Genomic DNA, 16,247 nt, shown 5'->3' with positions numbered 1-16,247 from the left:
ATAGGGGTGTTTTTGTATTTTTTATGACTACTTTTTTGAGCTTCTTCCTATGTTTATCAAGGTTTTATTACTAAAACCTAACGCCGAAAGTTGAGTAGTTTAATAGTTTATCTTTTTTACATTTAGACTAACAAAATTTTAAACTACAAAATTGGAGTGATTATTTATGTTATTTGAAAAAATTAAGTCACCTGGACTTGCTCATATTTCTTATCTAATTGGCGATAAAAATGAAGCTTTAGTTATTGACCCCAGAAGAGATATTGATATTTATTTAGAAAAAGCTGTGGAAAAGGGTTATAAGATTACTAAAGTTCTTGAAACACATCGGAATGAAGATTATATTATTGGTTCAAATGAGTTAAATGTTAAAACTGGAGCTGAAATCTGGCATGCAGATCAGAAGCTTGATTATCAGTATGGAAATCCGGTTCAGGATGGCCAGGAATTTAAGGTCGGTAGTTTAAAGATAAAAGCTTTACATACTCCAGGCCATACCCCTGGTTCAATGTCTTATGTTCTTTATGGTTATGAAGGAGATCCCTGGATGGTATTTACCGGAGATGCTCTTTTTGCAGGAGATGTCGGCAGAATAGACTTTCTGGGAGAGGAAAACTTAGAAAAGACAGGAAGCTGGTTATATGATTCTATTTTTAATAAAATATTGCCTCTTGGTGATGAAGTTATTCTCTGTCCAGCTCATGGAGCAGGTTCGGTTTGTGCTTCAGCTATTGCTGAAAGAGAATGGACAACTCTTGGAATAGAAAGAAAGCTGAACCCTAAATTGCAGGTTGAAAATAAGGAAGAGTTTATTGAGTTGGTTGGTGAAATGCTCGAATACCCTCCCTATTTTGAAAATATGGAAGAATCAAATTTAGTCGAGAAAGAACTTTTGGCCAACTATAAGCAGCCTGCTCCTCTTTCAGCTGCTGAGTTTGCTGAGGCAGCAGAAGATGATAATACCTATATTATTGATGTGAGAACTGAAGTTAGTTATGCAGCTGCTCATGTGCCGGGCTCAATTTCAATTCCACTGCAGAATCTTCCCAGTTTTGTTGGCTGGTTCATTCCAGTGGGAGCAAAAATTTTGCTGGTGACTGAAGGTGATTATCCCAAAGAGGCTGTTAAACATTTATACAGGACCGGTTATGATAATATTCTCGGTTATTTAAGTGGGGGAATTATTAACTGGCATATGGCTGGGAAGAAAAGTGAATCAGTTAATACTGTTACTGTGGATAAACTCTGTACACTGCTGGATAATGATCCCGAAGACTGGTTTATACTTGATATTCGCTCAGATGATGAGCTGCAGGAAGAAGGAGAAATTAAAGATGCAGCACATATTCACTTAACTCAGCTTCCCCAGCATTATGATGAGCTGCCAGAAGATAAGCCGTTATATATTTTCTGTGGTAGTGGTTTGAGATCGATGACAGCAGCAAGTTTATTAAAGACCAATGGCTTTATTAATCAGAGGGTAGTACTTGGAGGGTTAACTGCCTGGAATTCAACTACCTGTCCAATAATTTAAATACTTCATAGTAAATACGGCCCGAAAGAGGGTCGTATTTACTATGAAAAACAAAGAAATAATTAAAAGATTGTTAAAAAATTCATTAAATAACTTGACTTTTTAGTAACTATATCGTATTATTTAGATAAAGTAGGACAAATGGAGGTAAGAAAATGCCTTTTTTTACAAATGAAAAAGCAGCAGAAGTTTTAGAGGAAAATTTAAAAATTTTAGAGGGCGAGGCTGATTTGCTTAAAGCTCTTGCTCACCCGATCCGGCTGGCGATTGTTAAGGGGTTAATGAATGAGGAAGGCTGTAATGTTTCTGAAATGCAGCACTGTTTAAAGATACCTCAGTCTACACTTTCTCAGCATCTGGCAAAATTAAGGGAAGCTGATATTTTAAGCAGTGAGCGAAATGGACTGGAAAGAAATTACTATGTAGTAGCTGAGCAGGCCAAAAAAGTGGTCAATGTTCTCAGTGATTTAAAATTAGATACATAAATGAACAATTAAAGGAGCCCAGCTGGGCTCCTTTAATTTTATCCAATAAGTTCTTCAGTTTCTTCCATCTTTTTGAAGATCCTTTTGAATTTAAGTCTTAACCAGATTGAGGCTGGCAAAATACTGGCAGCCTCTGAGATTGGAAAAGCAAACCAGAGATATTCCAGGCCAAAAAATTCTCCCAGCAAATACATTACTGGCAGCAGGACAATGATCTGTCTTAAAAAAGAAAAGACAAGACTCGGGAAGCCATTGCCCAGGGCCTGAAAGGTTGTTGAAATAATAATTGCCGGTCCAATCACTGGAAAGGCAATACTTATTTTTTTTAATGCGTTAGTACCAATCTGAAGCAGCTGGGGATCACTATTAAACATTTTTATTAATAGTTCAGGAACAGTCTGGAAAATGATAAAACCAGTTGTGGTAAAAGCAACTGCAACTAATAGAGTTGATTTAAAAGTTCTTTTCATTCTTTCTGGATTATTATGGCCGTAATTATAGCCCATTATCGGCATATAGCCCTGATTGAGGCCAAAAACCGGCATAAAAACAAAGGACTGGAGTCTGAAATAAATTCCGGCTGCTGCAATTGCAGTACTTCCAAATCCGGCCAGGATTCTGTTCATTCCTCCAAGCATAAAGCTGGCTAAAAACTGCATCACCATCGCTGGAAAACCAACTACATAAATATCTTTTATTATCTGCAGATCAAAAGAAAAATCTTTTAAAGAAATCTGCAGTTCATTTTTTTACTGAAAAGCAGAATATAGATTAAAAAACTTCCACTGATAATTCTGGCAGCAACTGTTGCAATTGCGGCTCCAGCTACCCCCATCTCAGGGAAAATCCAGATTCCAAAAATCAAAAAAGGGTCAAGAATGATATTAATGATTGAACCAATCAGCATGGCGACCATCGGTGTAAAGGTATTTCCCTCTCCCCGCAGAATATTATTGCTGATCATGGGGAAGAACATAGCTAGTGAACCAATAAGAATAATTTTGATATATTCACTTCCCATCCTAATCAAATTAGCTTCACTGGTAAATAACTGCAGAATTTGATCAGCAAATAAAAAGCCTAAAATTGCGACTAAAACTCCGTAAAAAAGAGAAAGCATAATACTGTGTTCAGCTGCATTAACAGCTGCATGGTTATTATTTTCACCCAGGCGTCTTGAAATTAAAGAACTGGCGCCAACTCCGGTACCAACTCCAATTCCAATTAAAATAATTTGAATCGGAAAAGCCAGTGAAAGTGCAGATAAAGCATCAGTACTGATTCTACCAACATAAATACTATCGACCACATTATAAAGTGCCTGAATTGCCATTGCTATAATTGAAGGGACAGAAAGCCGCATTAAAAGTGGAATTATTGCCTCTGTACCAAGTTTTTGAGAATTACTCTGCATCTTAATTTCCTCCAGTTAATTATCATTTAAAATAAGTTGTTAAAAAAGATATTAAAGGTATACTCAGTGCGGCCATCAGAGTTGATAAAAAGAGGCTTTCTGCTGCAAAAATATAATTTCCCTCATATCTCTCAGCAAAAATAACTCCATTGGCAGCAGCAGGCATTGCAATCTGCAAAACCAGAATGGTTCTTATTGGATCTTCAATATTAAAGAAGTTTAAAATAAGCAAAGCTGCTGCAGGTATTAATAATAATTTTAAAGTTGAATAAGCGATTATGTTTAAATCTTTAAAGATTCCTGAAATTTTAATTTGAGCCAGGCCACTACCGATAACCAGCATTGAAAGCGGGAAGGTAGCCTCTGCCAGCATGTCGACTGCTGTCATAACAGCATTCGGCAGCTTGATTCCGGTTAGCATCAAAAATAAACCAATAATGATTGCAATTACTCCATTATTAAATATATCTCTTAAATTGATTTTTTTATTTTGATTGTCACGTAAAAAGAGGCTGGTACCATAAGTCCACAAAAAGATATTAAAAACTACCACTCCAATTGAACCAAAAAAGATGCCATTTTCAGGAAATATAACATCTATTACTGGCAGTCCCATATAACCTACATTACCAAAAATAAGGAAAAACTTAAGAACTAATTTTTTATCTTTTGAAATGGGAAAAAACTTTGTTATGATTGAGGCTAGAACTATTAAAATCAGGTAAAAAGCAATCCAGTATAAAAATAGATCAAAAAAATCTCCCAGCATTTTAGCAGTAATATTGATCTGGAGCGAGGAAATTAGCATAGCCGGCAGAATCAGATCTAAAAGCAGTTTAGAAATGGCTCCAGTTTCTTTCTGATCTAAATGTTTGCTGCGTCTGAGAAAATAACCGACAGCAATTAGTAAAAATAATGATATTATTTGAGTTATCACAACCTGAAAATTCAATGAACTGCCTCCTTGGAAAAATCATGTTAAATTAAATAAAAATTTTATTCTAGAACAGTTTAAAATTTATTTCTAAATCATAAATATTCTATCAAATAATTCTACCACAGAAGCATTGAGCTGTAAAGCCAGCTTGATAAGCAGGAGTTTTTTGTGATAAACTTGATAGGGATAAACCAGTAATTATTTAATAGAGTATATTATATGAGGAGTGCCAAATTTGAAAAAAGGTGAAATTAAAACTTTTAGAATAGAAGATTTAGCCCACGGTGGAGACGGAGTTGCCAGAGCAGAAAATGGAATGGCTGTTTTTATTTCTCTGACTTTACCCGGGGATCTGGTAAAAGCTAAAATTACTAAAATAAAAAAAGACTACGCTTTTGCCCGGTTGATAGAAGTTATAGAAGCTGGAGCAGGCAGGACTAAAGCTCCCTGTCCGGTTTATAATGAGTGTGGGGGCTGCCAGCTGCAGCATATAAACTATCAAAAAGAGCTGGAATTTAAACAGAATAATATTAAGCAGTTAATCAACCGGATAGCAGAAATTGAAGATTTCAAATTAAACGATGTACTGGCTGCAGCTGATGATTTCCGCTACCGCAATAAGGCTCAATTCCCGCTGAAGATGGATGAGGATGAACAGATCACTGCCGGATTTTATAAAAGGGGAAGTCACGATATTGTTCCCAACCATAATTGCTTAATTCAGCACCCATTAATCAACAGAATTTTAAGAATCACTCTGGAAGAATTAAATAAATTTCAGCTCAGTGTCTATGATGAAAATTCACTGCAGGGACTGCTCAGGCATCTGGTGATTAGAGTTGGAAGCTGTACTAACCAGGCTTTGCTGGTAATGGTCACCAATGGTGATGATTTTATTGATAAAAATTTAATTGCCCGGACTCTGATTCGCAAAATACCGGAGTTGAAGGGTGTAGTCCAGAATATAAATACTCAAAACACTAATGTTATATTTGGTAAAGAAGATATTCTTTTAGCAGGTGAAAATAAAATAACTGAATATATCGGCAGTACGGCTTATTTAATTTCAGCCAGGTCATTTTTCCAGGTTAATACAATGCAGGCAAAAAAATTATATGATACTGCGGCAGAATATATCGGAGATGATAACAGTGCCAGAGTAGTCGATGCCTTTTCCGGCACCGGCAGTATTGCCCTTTATCTGGCAGATAAGGTAGAAAAGGTATATGCAGTTGAATCTTTAAAATCAGCTGTTAAAGATGCCAGAGCCAATGCAAAACTAAATAATATAAATAATGTAGATTTTGAGCTGGGTCTGGTAGAAGATAAGCTGCCAGAAATCATAGAGAGAGATCAAATTGATTCAATTATCTTTGATCCTCCCCGAAAAGGACTGGATGAAAAAACCATTCAGCTGCTGCTGGAAAATGAAATTAAAAAAATCATCTATATTTCCTGTAATCCAGCCACCCAGGCCAGAGATTTAAAAAGCTTAAAAGAAAAATATAGACTGCTTGAGATTCAGCCTGTAGATCTTTTTCCACAGACCTATCATATAGAGTCTGTAGCCTTATTAGAGCTTAAAAATTAAAATTAAAAACTTAGAGCTGTCTAAATTGGAATTATACTGACTTTTTCAGCCTTAGAGTGTAAATTAATAACTTGCTAAATGGCTTTAATTTATGATATATTATTATAAAGTTGGATTTTAATTTAAAGAATGAATAAACTCCATATCTGGAGGTTAAATTATGAACTTATTTTTACTGATTGTATTTTTGCTGGTTGGAATTGCCGGCCTTATTTATAATGTTGATGCGGGAGTCTTTATCGGACTCGGTTTAATACCCTGGCAGATATTAAAAATTAAATTAAAACGAAAATTTGTTTTAACTGCCATAATTATTAGTTCAACTGCTGGACTTGGCTATTTTATTTACCATTCTAAATGGCTAATTGCTGCTTTGTTTGTTTTTATCCAGCTTTATAATTACTGGGGATATTTAAATATTGTCAATGAATAAAAATTAAATTTGAAAAAAGGATATGAAGGAGGAATAAAAATGCCGACATATTTATATGAGTGTGAGAACTGTGGTAGATTTGAAGAGTTTCAAAATATTAATGATGATGCTTTAGAGGAATGCCCGGAATGCAGTGGTGAGGTTAAAAGAATTATTGGTTCACCAGGAATTATTTTTAAGGGATCTAATTTTTATGTTAATCAGGATAAAAAGGATTCAACTAAGGCTAAAGAAAATAAGAGTGAAAAAGTTTCTTAAAGCTATTTATAGAGCTATTTAGAAAGTATTAGCTGAATGAACTAAAAAATCACACAAATAAGCCGGCCTTAGTGCCGGTTTTATTTTTTCCAGGCATCTAAAAAAGAAAGTGGGTAAGCAGATGACCATTGTAGCTGCAAAAAAATGTGAGATATATCAGACAGAAGAATTGACTGAAAAAATGAGTTTGCTGCTGCAGGAACTTGGTGGACTTAAGAGATTTGTTAATTCTGGTGATCGGGTAGTTTTAAAAACTAATCTTTTAATGGGTAAGTCTCCTGAGGCAGCAGTGACCACCAATCCAGAATTTATAAGAGTTCTGGCCAGAATGCTTAAGGAAATTGGTGCAGAGGTGGTGATTGCTGATAGTCCTGGTGGACCTTTTAATGATAAGCTGCTGAAAAGAGCCTATCAGAAATCAGGTCTTTATCAGCTGGCTCAAGCAGAAAATATAGAGCTGAATTATAACACTGATTCCAGAAAACATGAATATCAAGAGGGTAAGATTAATAAGTCTTTTCAGCTGGCATCATATCTGGAAAATGCTGATCTGGTAATTAATCTGCCGAAGTTAAAAACCCACGGCTTAACAATGTATACTGGCGGAGTAAAAAATTTATTTGGCTGTATTCCTGGAGTTTTAAAAGCAGAATATCACTTAAGAATGCAGTCTGTTTACGATTTTTCGAGAATGTTAAATGATCTGGCAGGGCTGGTGGCACCCGAATTGACAATAATGGATGCAGTTGTAGGTATGGAAGGAGAGGGTCCTTCTAATGGCCGGCCAAAGCACTTTAATTATTTACTGGCATCAACTTCTCCTTATTATTTAGATCTGGCAGCAGTTAGCTTGCTGGGAATTAACCCTGAGGAGAAAGTTCCTTCAATTAAGGCAGCTCTGGCAGACGGGATAATAAAAAAAGAAAATTTAGAGCTCAGGGGTGATCAGCTCCAGGCTCCTGCTGAAGTAGAGATTCCAAAAATTGAAAAGGAAAATAATTTGCTTGATGCAAAATTACCAGATTTTTTATCAGATATTTTAGAAAAATTTCTGCGTCCCAAACCAGTTTTCAAAGCCGACAAATGTGTTGGCTGCAGGACCTGTGCTGAAAACTGTCCCCCTGAGGCAATTACAATGGTTGATAATTTTCCAGAGGTGGATTTAGAAGAATGTATTCGCTGTTTCTGCTGTCAGGAACTCTGCCCATATGACGCTGTTGAAATTAAATATCCACTGCTGGCAAAGTTGTTTTTTTCAAACTAATGGAGGTTTAATAGCTAATGAAGATTGGAGTCGTTTCAGATACACACCTGCCCAATGCAGGTAAAGATTTTCCGGAAGAATTGATTAAGGAATTAAAAAAAGTAGATTTGATAATTCATGCTGGTGACCACTGTGAGTTAAAATTTTTAAATAAGTTAAAGTCAATTGCAGAAGTTAAAACAGTTGCTGGAAATAGAGATAGTTATCAATTACAGAAGAAGTTAAAAGATAAGCTTACTTTTGAAGCTGGTGGGAAGAAGATTTCTGTTATTCACGGCCACCAGTTTCGAGGCAGAAATATTCTGCAGGGATTAAATTACAGTTTTGTTGACAGTGATATTATTGTTTTTGGACATACACACCGACCTTTTAATGAAAGAGTTAGTGATAAACTATTTTTTAATCCAGGTTCACCTACTGATAAACGCCTGGAAAAAAACTATACATTTGGTATAATAGAGATTGAAGAAGAAATAAAAGCTGAAATTAAAATTTTGAAGGAGGAATCTTAATGTCAGTACATGATACAGCTAGAAGATTACAGCGGAAATTAAAAAATTCTGATCAATATCAAAATTATCTTGAACTGCGTAAAAAGGTGTTGGCAAAAGAAGGGTCAAAGAAAATGCTGCGTGATTATCAGAATCTGATGATGGAAATGCAGACAAAAAGAATGTCTGGAGAAGAATTAAGTGAGGAAGACAAAGAAAAATTGCAGAACCTGCAGAATTTTATTGAGATAAACAATAATGTAAAAAAATATTTAGAAGCAGAGTATGCCTTAAGTCAGACAATCCAGGATATTCAAAAAATAATTTTTTCTGACATTGAAGTGGGAATTCCAGAAGAAGAATTGAAGTCAGAAAAAGATGAATCAGAAGTTGAAACTGAATAGAAAATCATAAATAAAAAAAAGCATCCCTTTTGAGGATGCTTTTAAAATCTTTTTTAGTATTAAAGGCCTAAAACTTTTTGAATAATTAAACAGGTTTTACTTCTTTAACACCATCAACATTCTGTTTTAAAGTTCTCTCGATACCATTTTTTATGGTTAAGGTTGACATAGGACAACCACTGCAGGCTCCTAAAAGCTTAACTTTAACAACACCATCTTCAGTAACTTCGACGAGTTCAACATCGCCACCATCAGCCTGAAGACTTGGTCTGATTTTATCAATATATTTTTGTACTTCTTCTTTCATTCTTGCACCTCCTAAATTGACATTTGATTATATTATACAAAAAAACTCAAGATTTTACAAGCCTAAATTTAAAGGAATGGTTTAAATGTCCAATTTTGTCCATCTTCACAATCATACAGCCTTCAGTCTGCTGGATGGAGCAATTAGAGTGGATTCTCTGATTAAAAAGACAAAAGAATATGAAATGCCAGCTGCTGCTATTACTGATCATGGAGTACTCTATGGGATGATTGACTTTTATCGAAAGGCTAAAAAAGAGGGGATTAAGCCGATAATTGGAGCGGAAGTTTATCTTGCTCCCGGCAGCCGCTTTGAAAAAAGCCGGAAGCGCTATCATCTGGTACTGCTGGCTCAAAACAAGCAGGGCTATCACAATCTAATTCAGCTGGTTTCCAAAGCCTGGCTGGAAGGTTTTTATTATAAACCCCGAGTTGATAAAGAGCTGCTGGCAGAGTACAGTCAGGGCATAATCTGTTTATCTGCCTGTCTGCAGGGGGAGATTCCTCAGCTTTTACTTAACGGCAACTATGATCTGGCTAAAAAGGCAGTTTCTGATTATCAGGCTATTTTTGGCAGTGAAAATTTCTTTTTAGAACTGCAGGATCATAATCTGCAGCAGGAAAAAGAGGCAGCACAGGGGTTATTAAGACTGAGCCGAGAAGAAAAGATTCCGGCTGTTGTAACAAATGACAGCCACTATTTAAATAAAGAAGATGCTGAACTGCAGGATATTCTGCTGGCCCTGCAGACTGGAACTACTGTCGATGATGAAAACAGGATGACCTTTAGCGGGGAAGAATTTTATTATAAGTCTCCAGCTGAGATGAGAAAACTTTTTCCTAATTTTGAGTCTGCCTATCAGAATACGGTTAAAATTGCAGATAGAGTAGAACTTGATCTTGATTTTAATCATTTTTATCTACCCGATTATCCTGATTTAGGGGAAGAGAAATCGCCGGAGGATCTTTTGAAAAAATTGTGTTTTAAAGGTTTGGAAACAAAGAAGATGGATTCTAATCAACAGGCAGTAGAGAGGCTTAAATATGAGCTTAGAATAATATTTGAAATGGGTTATGCAGCTTATTTTTTAATTGTCTATGATTTTGTGAAGTATGCAGAAGATAATGGAATAATGGTCGGGCCCGGGCGAGGTTCAGCGGCCGGGAGTCTGGTGGCTTATCTCTTAAATATAACCAAGGTCAATCCCTTAAAATATGGGCTGATTTTTGAGCGTTTTTTAAATCCGGAGCGGGTAACAATGCCGGATATTGATATTGATTTTGATGAGAATCGGGATCAAATCATCGAATATGTAAAGGAAAGATATGGAACCGAAAGAGTTGCTCAGATTGGAACCTTTGGTACCATGGCAGCCCGAGCGGCAGTCAGAGATGTCGGGAGGGTGCTGGCCATCCCCTATGGTAAAGTTGATCGGGTTGCAAAGCTAATTTCTTCTCGCAAGGGAATAGAGCAGTCTGTTAAAGATCAAAACAAACTACAGGAGCTGTACCAGAATGATGGAGAAATTAAAGAACTGCTTGATTATGCCAGAGGGGTAGAGGGCCTGCCCCGCCATATTTCGACTCATGCAGCTGGGGTAATCATCGGGGCTGAGCCGCTGGCTCAGCTGGTACCTCTTCAAAAGCAGGATGAGAGCGTAATTACTCAGCTGCCGATGGGAGATCTAGAAGCACTGGGGCTTTTAAAGATGGATTTTTTAGGCTTAAGAAATTTAACTGTGATTAAAAACACTCTGCAATTAATCGAGGAGCGCCGCGGTAAAAAACTAGATATTGATAATCTTCCCCTTGATGATCAGGAAGTATATGAATTTTTATCTACAGGTAAAACAGCCGGTGTTTTCCAGATGGAGTCCTATTTATTTCAATCTTTAAATAGAAAGATGAAGCCGGATCGCTTTAATGATCTGATAGCCATGCTGGCTCTGGGACGGCCGGGACCACTGGGGAGTAATATTGTTGATGATTTCATTGATATCAGGCACGGCAAAAAAGAGGCTGAGTATCTACATCCTAAATTAAAGCCGATTTTAGAAGAAACTTTTGGCATGATTTTATATCAGGAACAGGTAATGGAGATTGCAAGTACTCTGGCCGGATACAGTATGGGGGAAGCTGATCTTTTGCGCCGGGGTATGGGAAAAAAGAAACTAAAACTTGTTGCTGCAGAAAGAGAAAAATTTGTTAAGGGTGCGGTGGAGCGAGGTATTGCAGAAGATACCGCTCAGGAGATTTTTGATCAGATGGAGTATTTTGCGGGCTATGGTTTCAATAAGTCACATTCCACTGCCTATGCTTTTCTGGCCTATCAAACTGCTTATTTAAAATATCATTATCCAGAAGAATTTATGGCTGCCCTTTTTTCTTCAGTCATGGGAAATCAGGATAAAATCTCAGATTATATTAAAGCTTCCCGGGAAATTGGACTCCAAATTCTGCCGCCAGACATTAATCAAAGCTGTCATGATTTTACTGCTGAAGCTAAGGGAGAAGTCCGCTATGGTTTAAAGGCAATTAAAAATGTAGGATCAGCTGCAATTAGCGCTTTGATTAAAGCCAGGGAAGAAAAAGAATTCAGTTCTTTACTTGATTTTCTCAAGCGGGTTGATATTTCTGCAATCAACGTTCAGAGTCTGGAGGCCTTTATTAAAGCAGGTGCCTTTGATCAGATTGCTGTCAGCAGAGCTTCACTGCTTTTAAATTATGAGGATTTATATAATAAGTATAATAATTTATCAAAACATCGAGCCCAGGGACAGCAGTCATTTGCAGAGTTATTTGAAGATCAGAATGAGTTTATGGAAGATGATTTAAATTATACTGAGGTTGATGAATTGAAAACTGAAACTATTTTAGAGCAGGAAAAGGAATTTCTGGGAATCTATCTTTCAGCACATCCTTTAGATCAGTATCAGGAAAAACTTAAATATTTAAAAACTTATTCGTTAGCTGAAGTTATTGATGCTTCCGAAGGCCAGAAGGTTTTAACAGCAGCTTATTTAATTAATTATAAGGAACACATAACAAAGCGGAACAATAAAATGGCCTTTTTAACAGTCAGTGACCGAGATGATAAGATAGAGGTTATAGTCTTTTCTGATCTTTTTAGAAAAATTAATTTTGATTTAAGAGAAAATAAAGGTCTTTTGATTTATGGAGAAAAAAGTGATGGACAGCTGATTGCTAAAAAAATAATTTCTTTAAATCAAAAATTGCTCTTGATGAACATTTCGGAGCTTTCTCAAAGAAGAATTGCTAAACTAAAAAGATATTTGCTAAAAAAAGAAGGTAATGTACCGGTTCTGTTGAAAAGAAATAATAAGCTGATAATTACTGCTGATAAGTATAACATTGACAGCAGTCAGCAGACCCAAACTGAACTGTCTCGGGCGATGAAAAAATCTGAGTATAAATTTCTTTAAGATTGGAAATGTTTTTAGTTTCTTTGACTCTGAGTCGAATAAATTTTAAAATGTAGCTAAACTTTGTGTTAAAAATGTCAAAATTTCTTGACAATGCTTTTTTGCTTATTATATTATTAAGTGGATAAAGGAGGAAAAATTATGGATGTTAATGCTGATTATATTTTAATTAAGGCTCTAGAAGATGGAGTTACAATTATTGGTTTAACCAGAGGGAAAGATACCAAATTTAATCATACAGAAAAATTGGATAAGGGAGAAATCCTGGCTGCTCAGTTTACCGAAAATGTTTCTGCAATGAAAATTAGAGGTAAAGCTGAAATTATGAGTAAGCACGGTAAAGTGAATTCTGAAGGCAAATAAAGGCTTTGTTTTCTGATCTATTCGGGTCAGAATTTGAAAGGAGCTTATAAATGTGGCAGGTAGTATATATAGCTTCCTCAAAAGAGGAAGCTGATAATATTTTAAAAATTATGGAAAAAGGAGGCTTTATGGTTCAGGTTGATGATGCCGGATCTGGTAGTTATCAGATCAAGGTACCGGCAATTGAAGCTGAAGAAGCCTATTCCTGTTTACATAAAAATTTTTAATTGGAGGTATAGTAATGAAAAAAGTCGCAGTACTGACAAGTGGAGGAGATGCTCCAGGAATGAACCCTGCTATCAGATCAGTAGTTAGAACAGCTATCTACAAGGGTCTGGAAGTAGTTGGAGTAAGACATGGTTATAAAGGTTTAATTGAAAAAGATTTTTTTCCAATGCAGAGAGGTTCAGTTGCAGATATTGTTCAGCGTGGTGGTACAATTTTACTTTCGGCACGCTGTGATGAGTTTAAGACAGAAGAGGGCAGAAAAAAGGCTTATGCTAATATGAAAGAAGAAGGCATAGATGCCCTGGTTGTGATTGGTGGAGATGGTTCTTTAAAAGGTGTCCAGAAGATCAATGCTGAGAGTGATATCAAAGCAGTAGGTATCCCCGGCACAATCGATAATGACCTGTCCTGCACTGATTATACAATTGGTGTTGACACAGCTATGAATACTATTTTAGATGCAATCAATAAGATTCGAGATACAGCCACCTCACATGAAAGAACATTTGTAATCGAATGTATGGGGCGTGATTCCGGTTATCTGGCCTTAATGACAGGTCTGGCTGGAGGAGCAGAATATATTCTGGTTCCAGAAATTGATTTTACACCACAAGAAGTTTGTGATAAAATTACACAAGGATTTGACAGAGGTAAGTTACACAGTCTAATTTTAATTGCCGAAGGAGTTAAGGCTCCATTTGCTGATTTAAGTGAATATAACGGCAGTCCCGGAATGGCAATGGGAGATTTAATTAGAGAAAAAACTGGTATGGAAACCAGAGTAACTATTTTAGGTCACCTGCAGCGTGGTGGAAGTCCAACCGCTACAGATAGAATCGTTGCCAGCCGCATGGGTGCTAAAGCAATTGACTTATTATTAGAGGGTAAAAGAGATAAAATGGTCAATTATAAAGATAACTCAATCGGTTACTGTAAGATTGACGATGCAATTAAAAAGACTGAAACAATAAATATGGATATTTATGAGCTAGCAAATATTTTATCAATGTAAGTTAATAATTGGGAGGTTAATATGAGAAAAACGAAGATAGTATGTACTTTAGGTCCAGCAACAAATGATAAAGAAATAATTAAAGAAGTGGTAGAGGCGGGAATGAATATTGCCCGGATGAACTTCTCTCATGGAGATCATGATGAACACAAACAGAGAATTGATATGGTTAAAGAAGCAGAAAAGGAAACAGGTAAAACTGTAGGTTTAATGCTTGATACCAAAGGCCCTGAAATTAGAACTGGAGAAATGAAGGGTGACAAGATTCAGCTGGAAGCAGGTACTGAGCTTATTATTTCTAAAGAAGATGTTGAAGGTACCCCGAAGAAAATTTCTGTGTCTTATAAAGATTTAGCTGAGGACATGGAAGTTGGTAATGAAATTTTAATTGATGATGGCCTAATTGGTCTGGAAGTTACAGCAATCGATGGTGATGATGTAGTAACTAGGGTAGTTAATGGTGGAGAGCTTGGTTCCCGCAAAGGTGTTAACCTGCCGGGAGTTAAGGTAAGCCTGCCTGCTTTAACAGAAAAAGATATTTCTGATATTCGTTTTGGTGTAAGCCAGGGAATCCATTTTATTGCAGCTTCCTTTGTTCGTAAAGCAAGTGATGTTATTGAAATCCGTAAAATTTTAGAAGAAAGCGGAGATGAAGACATCTTTATTATTGCAAAAATTGAAAATCAGGAAGGTGTAGAAAACCTTGATGATATTTTAGAAGTAGCAGATGGAATTATGGTTGCCCGTGGTGACCTGGGAGTAGAAATTCCACCTGAAAAAGTACCAATAGTTCAGAAGATGATGATCAGAAAGTGTAATGAAGCATCCAAACCTGTTATTACCGCAACTCAAATGCTGGATTCTATGATCAGAAATCCTCGTCCTACAAGAGCTGAGGCTTCTGATGTTGCTAATGCTATTTATGATGGAACAGATGCAACAATGTTATCTGGAGAATCTGCAGCCGGTAAATATCCTGTAGAATCAGTAAAAACAATGGCACAGATTGCTCTGGAAGTTGAAAACTCTGAAAGTTACAAAGAAAAATTTGCAGGTAAATATGAATTTGCAGCTGATTCTGTAACTGCTGCAATCTCACTTGCTACCTGTCAGACTTCCGAAGAACTGGGAGCAGAAGCTATTATTACCTCTACCGGTTCAGGTCTAACAGCCCGTACAGTTTCTAAATATAGACCTCAGACACCTATTATTGCCGTTACTCCAAATAAGAGAGTATTACATCAGCTGGCAATGACCTGGGGAGTTTCTCCATTATTAGCAGCCAGAAGTTCTACAACTGATGAAATGATGGAAAATGCTGTTTCAACTGCTTTAGATCATAAATTAATTGAAGAAGGAGACTTAGTTACAATTACTGCCGGTACTCCTGTTGGTATTTCTGGTACAACTAACTTAATTAAAGTTGATGTTGTTGGTAAACCAGTTGCTAATGGTCAGGGAGTTGGCAAAGGTATTGTAGTTGGTCCTGCTAAGTTAGTTAAGACAGCAGAAGAAGCAATGGATAAAATTGAAGAAGGAGACATTATGATTGCTCCAATGACTGACCGTGACTTTGTACCTGCAATGAAGAAAGCAGCTGCAGTAGTTACCTACAGTGGAGGCTTAACCTCACATCCAGCTATCGTTGGTCTAAACATTGGTATTCCTGTAGTAGTTAATACAGGTGATATCAGTGATGACTTTAAAGATGGTGAAACAATTACTGTGGATGGAGTAAGAGGCCTAGTCTACAGAGGTCAGGCACATCTTAAGTAAATTAAAATAAAATATTAAAAATAAGTCGAGGGCGAATGTTATTTCGTCCTCTTTATTTTTGTCTGGGGGATAATCAAAAGTTTAATTTAACAGGAAATCTAATTTATTTGCTATTTTTTTACCTCAGCGCTTTACAACAATAAAGTAATAAAGTATAATAGAGTAAAATAAGTCGAGGGGGAAGAAAATTGAAAAGAAATTTATTTAATATTTGGCTCTTTGACAAATGTTGTGAAATCTAAATAGCACCGTTTGAATCAAGTTATCTCTTTAATTTTTTGAATTGCTCTTAAATACTTAGCAATGAT

At 36.3% G+C, this 16,247-nt stretch carries 15 protein-coding genes and 1 pseudogene; 13 read left to right on the top strand and 3 right to left on the bottom strand.

Annotated features, from left to right (window positions below; genetic code table 11):
- Positions 1-166: 166 nt before the first annotated feature.
- Together C8C76_RS14060 and C8C76_RS14055 are read left to right on the top strand one after the other, a co-directional pair.
- A complete protein-coding gene (locus tag C8C76_RS14060) occupies positions 167-1,534 on the top strand; it encodes an MBL fold metallo-hydrolase (RefSeq protein ID WP_108142738.1) in 1,368 nt (455 codons plus the stop codon).
- Positions 1,535-1,689: 155 nt separating this feature from the next.
- A complete protein-coding gene (locus tag C8C76_RS14055; RefSeq protein WP_108142736.1) occupies positions 1,690-2,019 on the top strand; it encodes an ArsR/SmtB family transcription factor in 330 nt (109 codons plus the stop codon).
- A 38-nt stretch (positions 2,020-2,057) separates the two neighbouring features.
- Here C8C76_RS14055 and C8C76_RS15545 read toward each other — a convergent pair.
- Together C8C76_RS15545 and C8C76_RS14045 are read right to left on the bottom strand one after the other, a co-directional pair.
- A pseudogene (locus C8C76_RS15545) lies at positions 2,058-3,433 on the bottom strand (MATE family efflux transporter).
- Between the two features lie 22 nt (positions 3,434-3,455).
- Positions 3,456-4,385, bottom strand: coding sequence for an AEC family transporter (locus C8C76_RS14045; RefSeq protein ID WP_108142734.1), 930 nt, complete (start codon positions 4,383-4,385; stop codon positions 3,456-3,458).
- Between the two features lie 211 nt (positions 4,386-4,596).
- Here C8C76_RS14045 and rlmD point away from each other — a divergent pair, with 211 nt between their 5' ends.
- From rlmD to C8C76_RS14015, 6 genes are all read left to right on the top strand, one after another.
- The gene (rlmD, locus tag C8C76_RS14040; protein ID WP_258222584.1) at positions 4,597-5,961 is read left to right on the top strand and encodes a 23S rRNA (uracil(1939)-C(5))-methyltransferase RlmD; all 1,365 of its coding nucleotides are present in this window, start codon (positions 4,597-4,599) and stop codon (positions 5,959-5,961) included.
- 160 nt (positions 5,962-6,121) lie between these two features.
- Positions 6,122-6,394 carry a hypothetical protein gene (locus C8C76_RS14035; RefSeq protein ID WP_108142730.1) on the top strand — a complete coding sequence of 91 codons (273 nt, stop codon included), beginning with the start codon at positions 6,122-6,124 and terminating at the stop codon, positions 6,392-6,394.
- Between the two features lie 39 nt (positions 6,395-6,433).
- Positions 6,434-6,652 (top strand): FmdB family zinc ribbon protein, encoded by a 219-nt coding sequence (locus tag C8C76_RS14030; protein WP_108142728.1) that lies wholly within the window; start codon positions 6,434-6,436, stop codon positions 6,650-6,652.
- Positions 6,653-6,773: 121 nt separating this feature from the next.
- A complete protein-coding gene (locus tag C8C76_RS14025; RefSeq protein ID WP_108142726.1) occupies positions 6,774-7,916 on the top strand; it encodes a DUF362 domain-containing protein in 1,143 nt (380 codons plus the stop codon).
- A gap of 17 nt (positions 7,917-7,933) precedes the next feature.
- On the top strand, positions 7,934-8,428 hold the full coding sequence (locus tag C8C76_RS14020) for a YfcE family phosphodiesterase (RefSeq protein WP_108142725.1): 495 nt from the start codon (positions 7,934-7,936) through the stop codon (positions 8,426-8,428).
- The gene (locus C8C76_RS14015; protein WP_108142723.1) at positions 8,428-8,811 is read left to right on the top strand and encodes a YlbF family regulator; all 384 of its coding nucleotides are present in this window, start codon (positions 8,428-8,430) and stop codon (positions 8,809-8,811) included. Before C8C76_RS14020 ends, C8C76_RS14015 begins: the two co-directional genes overlap by 1 nt.
- Before the next feature lie 85 nt (positions 8,812-8,896).
- Here C8C76_RS14015 and C8C76_RS14010 read toward each other — a convergent pair whose 3' ends face one another.
- Positions 8,897-9,118 carry a NifU family protein gene (locus tag C8C76_RS14010; RefSeq protein ID WP_076544836.1) on the bottom strand — a complete coding sequence of 74 codons (222 nt, stop codon included), beginning with the start codon at positions 9,116-9,118 and terminating at the stop codon, positions 8,897-8,899.
- Positions 9,119-9,203: 85 nt separating this feature from the next.
- On the opposite strand from C8C76_RS14010, the gene C8C76_RS14005 reads away from it, so the two are divergent.
- The 5 genes from C8C76_RS14005 to pyk all read left to right on the top strand — a co-directional run bounded on the left by C8C76_RS14005 (position 9,204) and on the right by pyk (position 15,939).
- Positions 9,204-12,560 carry a DNA polymerase III subunit alpha gene (locus C8C76_RS14005; protein ID WP_108142721.1) on the top strand — a complete coding sequence of 1,119 codons (3,357 nt, stop codon included), beginning with the start codon at positions 9,204-9,206 and terminating at the stop codon, positions 12,558-12,560.
- A gap of 141 nt (positions 12,561-12,701) precedes the next feature.
- Positions 12,702-12,923, top strand: a complete 222-nt coding sequence (mtrB, locus tag C8C76_RS14000; RefSeq protein WP_108142719.1) for a trp RNA-binding attenuation protein MtrB — start codon at positions 12,702-12,704, stop codon at positions 12,921-12,923.
- A 50-nt stretch (positions 12,924-12,973) separates the two neighbouring features.
- Complete coding sequence (locus C8C76_RS15230; RefSeq protein ID WP_181248237.1) at positions 12,974-13,150, top strand: hypothetical protein; 177 nt, start codon at positions 12,974-12,976, stop codon at positions 13,148-13,150.
- A 14-nt stretch (positions 13,151-13,164) separates the two neighbouring features.
- The gene (gene pfkA, locus C8C76_RS13995) at positions 13,165-14,163 is read left to right on the top strand and encodes a 6-phosphofructokinase (RefSeq protein ID WP_108142717.1); all 999 of its coding nucleotides are present in this window, start codon (positions 13,165-13,167) and stop codon (positions 14,161-14,163) included.
- A 21-nt stretch (positions 14,164-14,184) separates the two neighbouring features.
- Positions 14,185-15,939 (top strand): pyruvate kinase, encoded by a 1,755-nt coding sequence (pyk, locus tag C8C76_RS13990; RefSeq protein ID WP_108142715.1) that lies wholly within the window; start codon positions 14,185-14,187, stop codon positions 15,937-15,939.
- Positions 15,940-16,247: the final 308 nt, after the last annotated feature.

Origin of the sequence: Halanaerobium saccharolyticum (genome assembly GCF_003053565.1) — a bacterium.
Taxonomy (GTDB): domain Bacteria; phylum Bacillota; class Halanaerobiia; order Halanaerobiales; family Halanaerobiaceae; genus Halanaerobium; species Halanaerobium saccharolyticum_B.
This window is presented reverse-complemented; position numbering and strand designations above follow the sequence as displayed.

Coding starts and splice junctions, on each gene's coding strand:
- pyk (WP_108142715.1), top strand. CDS start 14,185: ATGAGAAAAACGAAGATAGTATGTACTTTAGGTCCAGCAACAAATGAT.
- C8C76_RS14020 (WP_108142725.1), top strand. CDS start 7,934: ATGAAGATTGGAGTCGTTTCAGATACACACCTGCCCAATGCAGGTAAA.
- C8C76_RS14060 (WP_108142738.1), top strand. CDS start 167: ATGTTATTTGAAAAAATTAAGTCACCTGGACTTGCTCATATTTCTTAT.
- pfkA (WP_108142717.1), top strand. CDS start 13,165: ATGAAAAAAGTCGCAGTACTGACAAGTGGAGGAGATGCTCCAGGAATG.
- C8C76_RS14005 (WP_108142721.1), top strand. CDS start 9,204: ATGTCCAATTTTGTCCATCTTCACAATCATACAGCCTTCAGTCTGCTG.
- C8C76_RS15230 (WP_181248237.1), top strand. CDS start 12,974: ATGTGGCAGGTAGTATATATAGCTTCCTCAAAAGAGGAAGCTGATAAT.
- C8C76_RS14010 (WP_076544836.1), bottom strand. CDS start 9,118: ATGAAAGAAGAAGTACAAAAATATATTGATAAAATCAGACCAAGTCTT.
- C8C76_RS14015 (WP_108142723.1), top strand. CDS start 8,428: ATGTCAGTACATGATACAGCTAGAAGATTACAGCGGAAATTAAAAAAT.
- C8C76_RS14030 (WP_108142728.1), top strand. CDS start 6,434: ATGCCGACATATTTATATGAGTGTGAGAACTGTGGTAGATTTGAAGAG.
- C8C76_RS14035 (WP_108142730.1), top strand. CDS start 6,122: ATGAACTTATTTTTACTGATTGTATTTTTGCTGGTTGGAATTGCCGGC.
- C8C76_RS14055 (WP_108142736.1), top strand. CDS start 1,690: ATGCCTTTTTTTACAAATGAAAAAGCAGCAGAAGTTTTAGAGGAAAAT.
- mtrB (WP_108142719.1), top strand. CDS start 12,702: ATGGATGTTAATGCTGATTATATTTTAATTAAGGCTCTAGAAGATGGA.
- C8C76_RS14025 (WP_108142726.1), top strand. CDS start 6,774: ATGACCATTGTAGCTGCAAAAAAATGTGAGATATATCAGACAGAAGAA.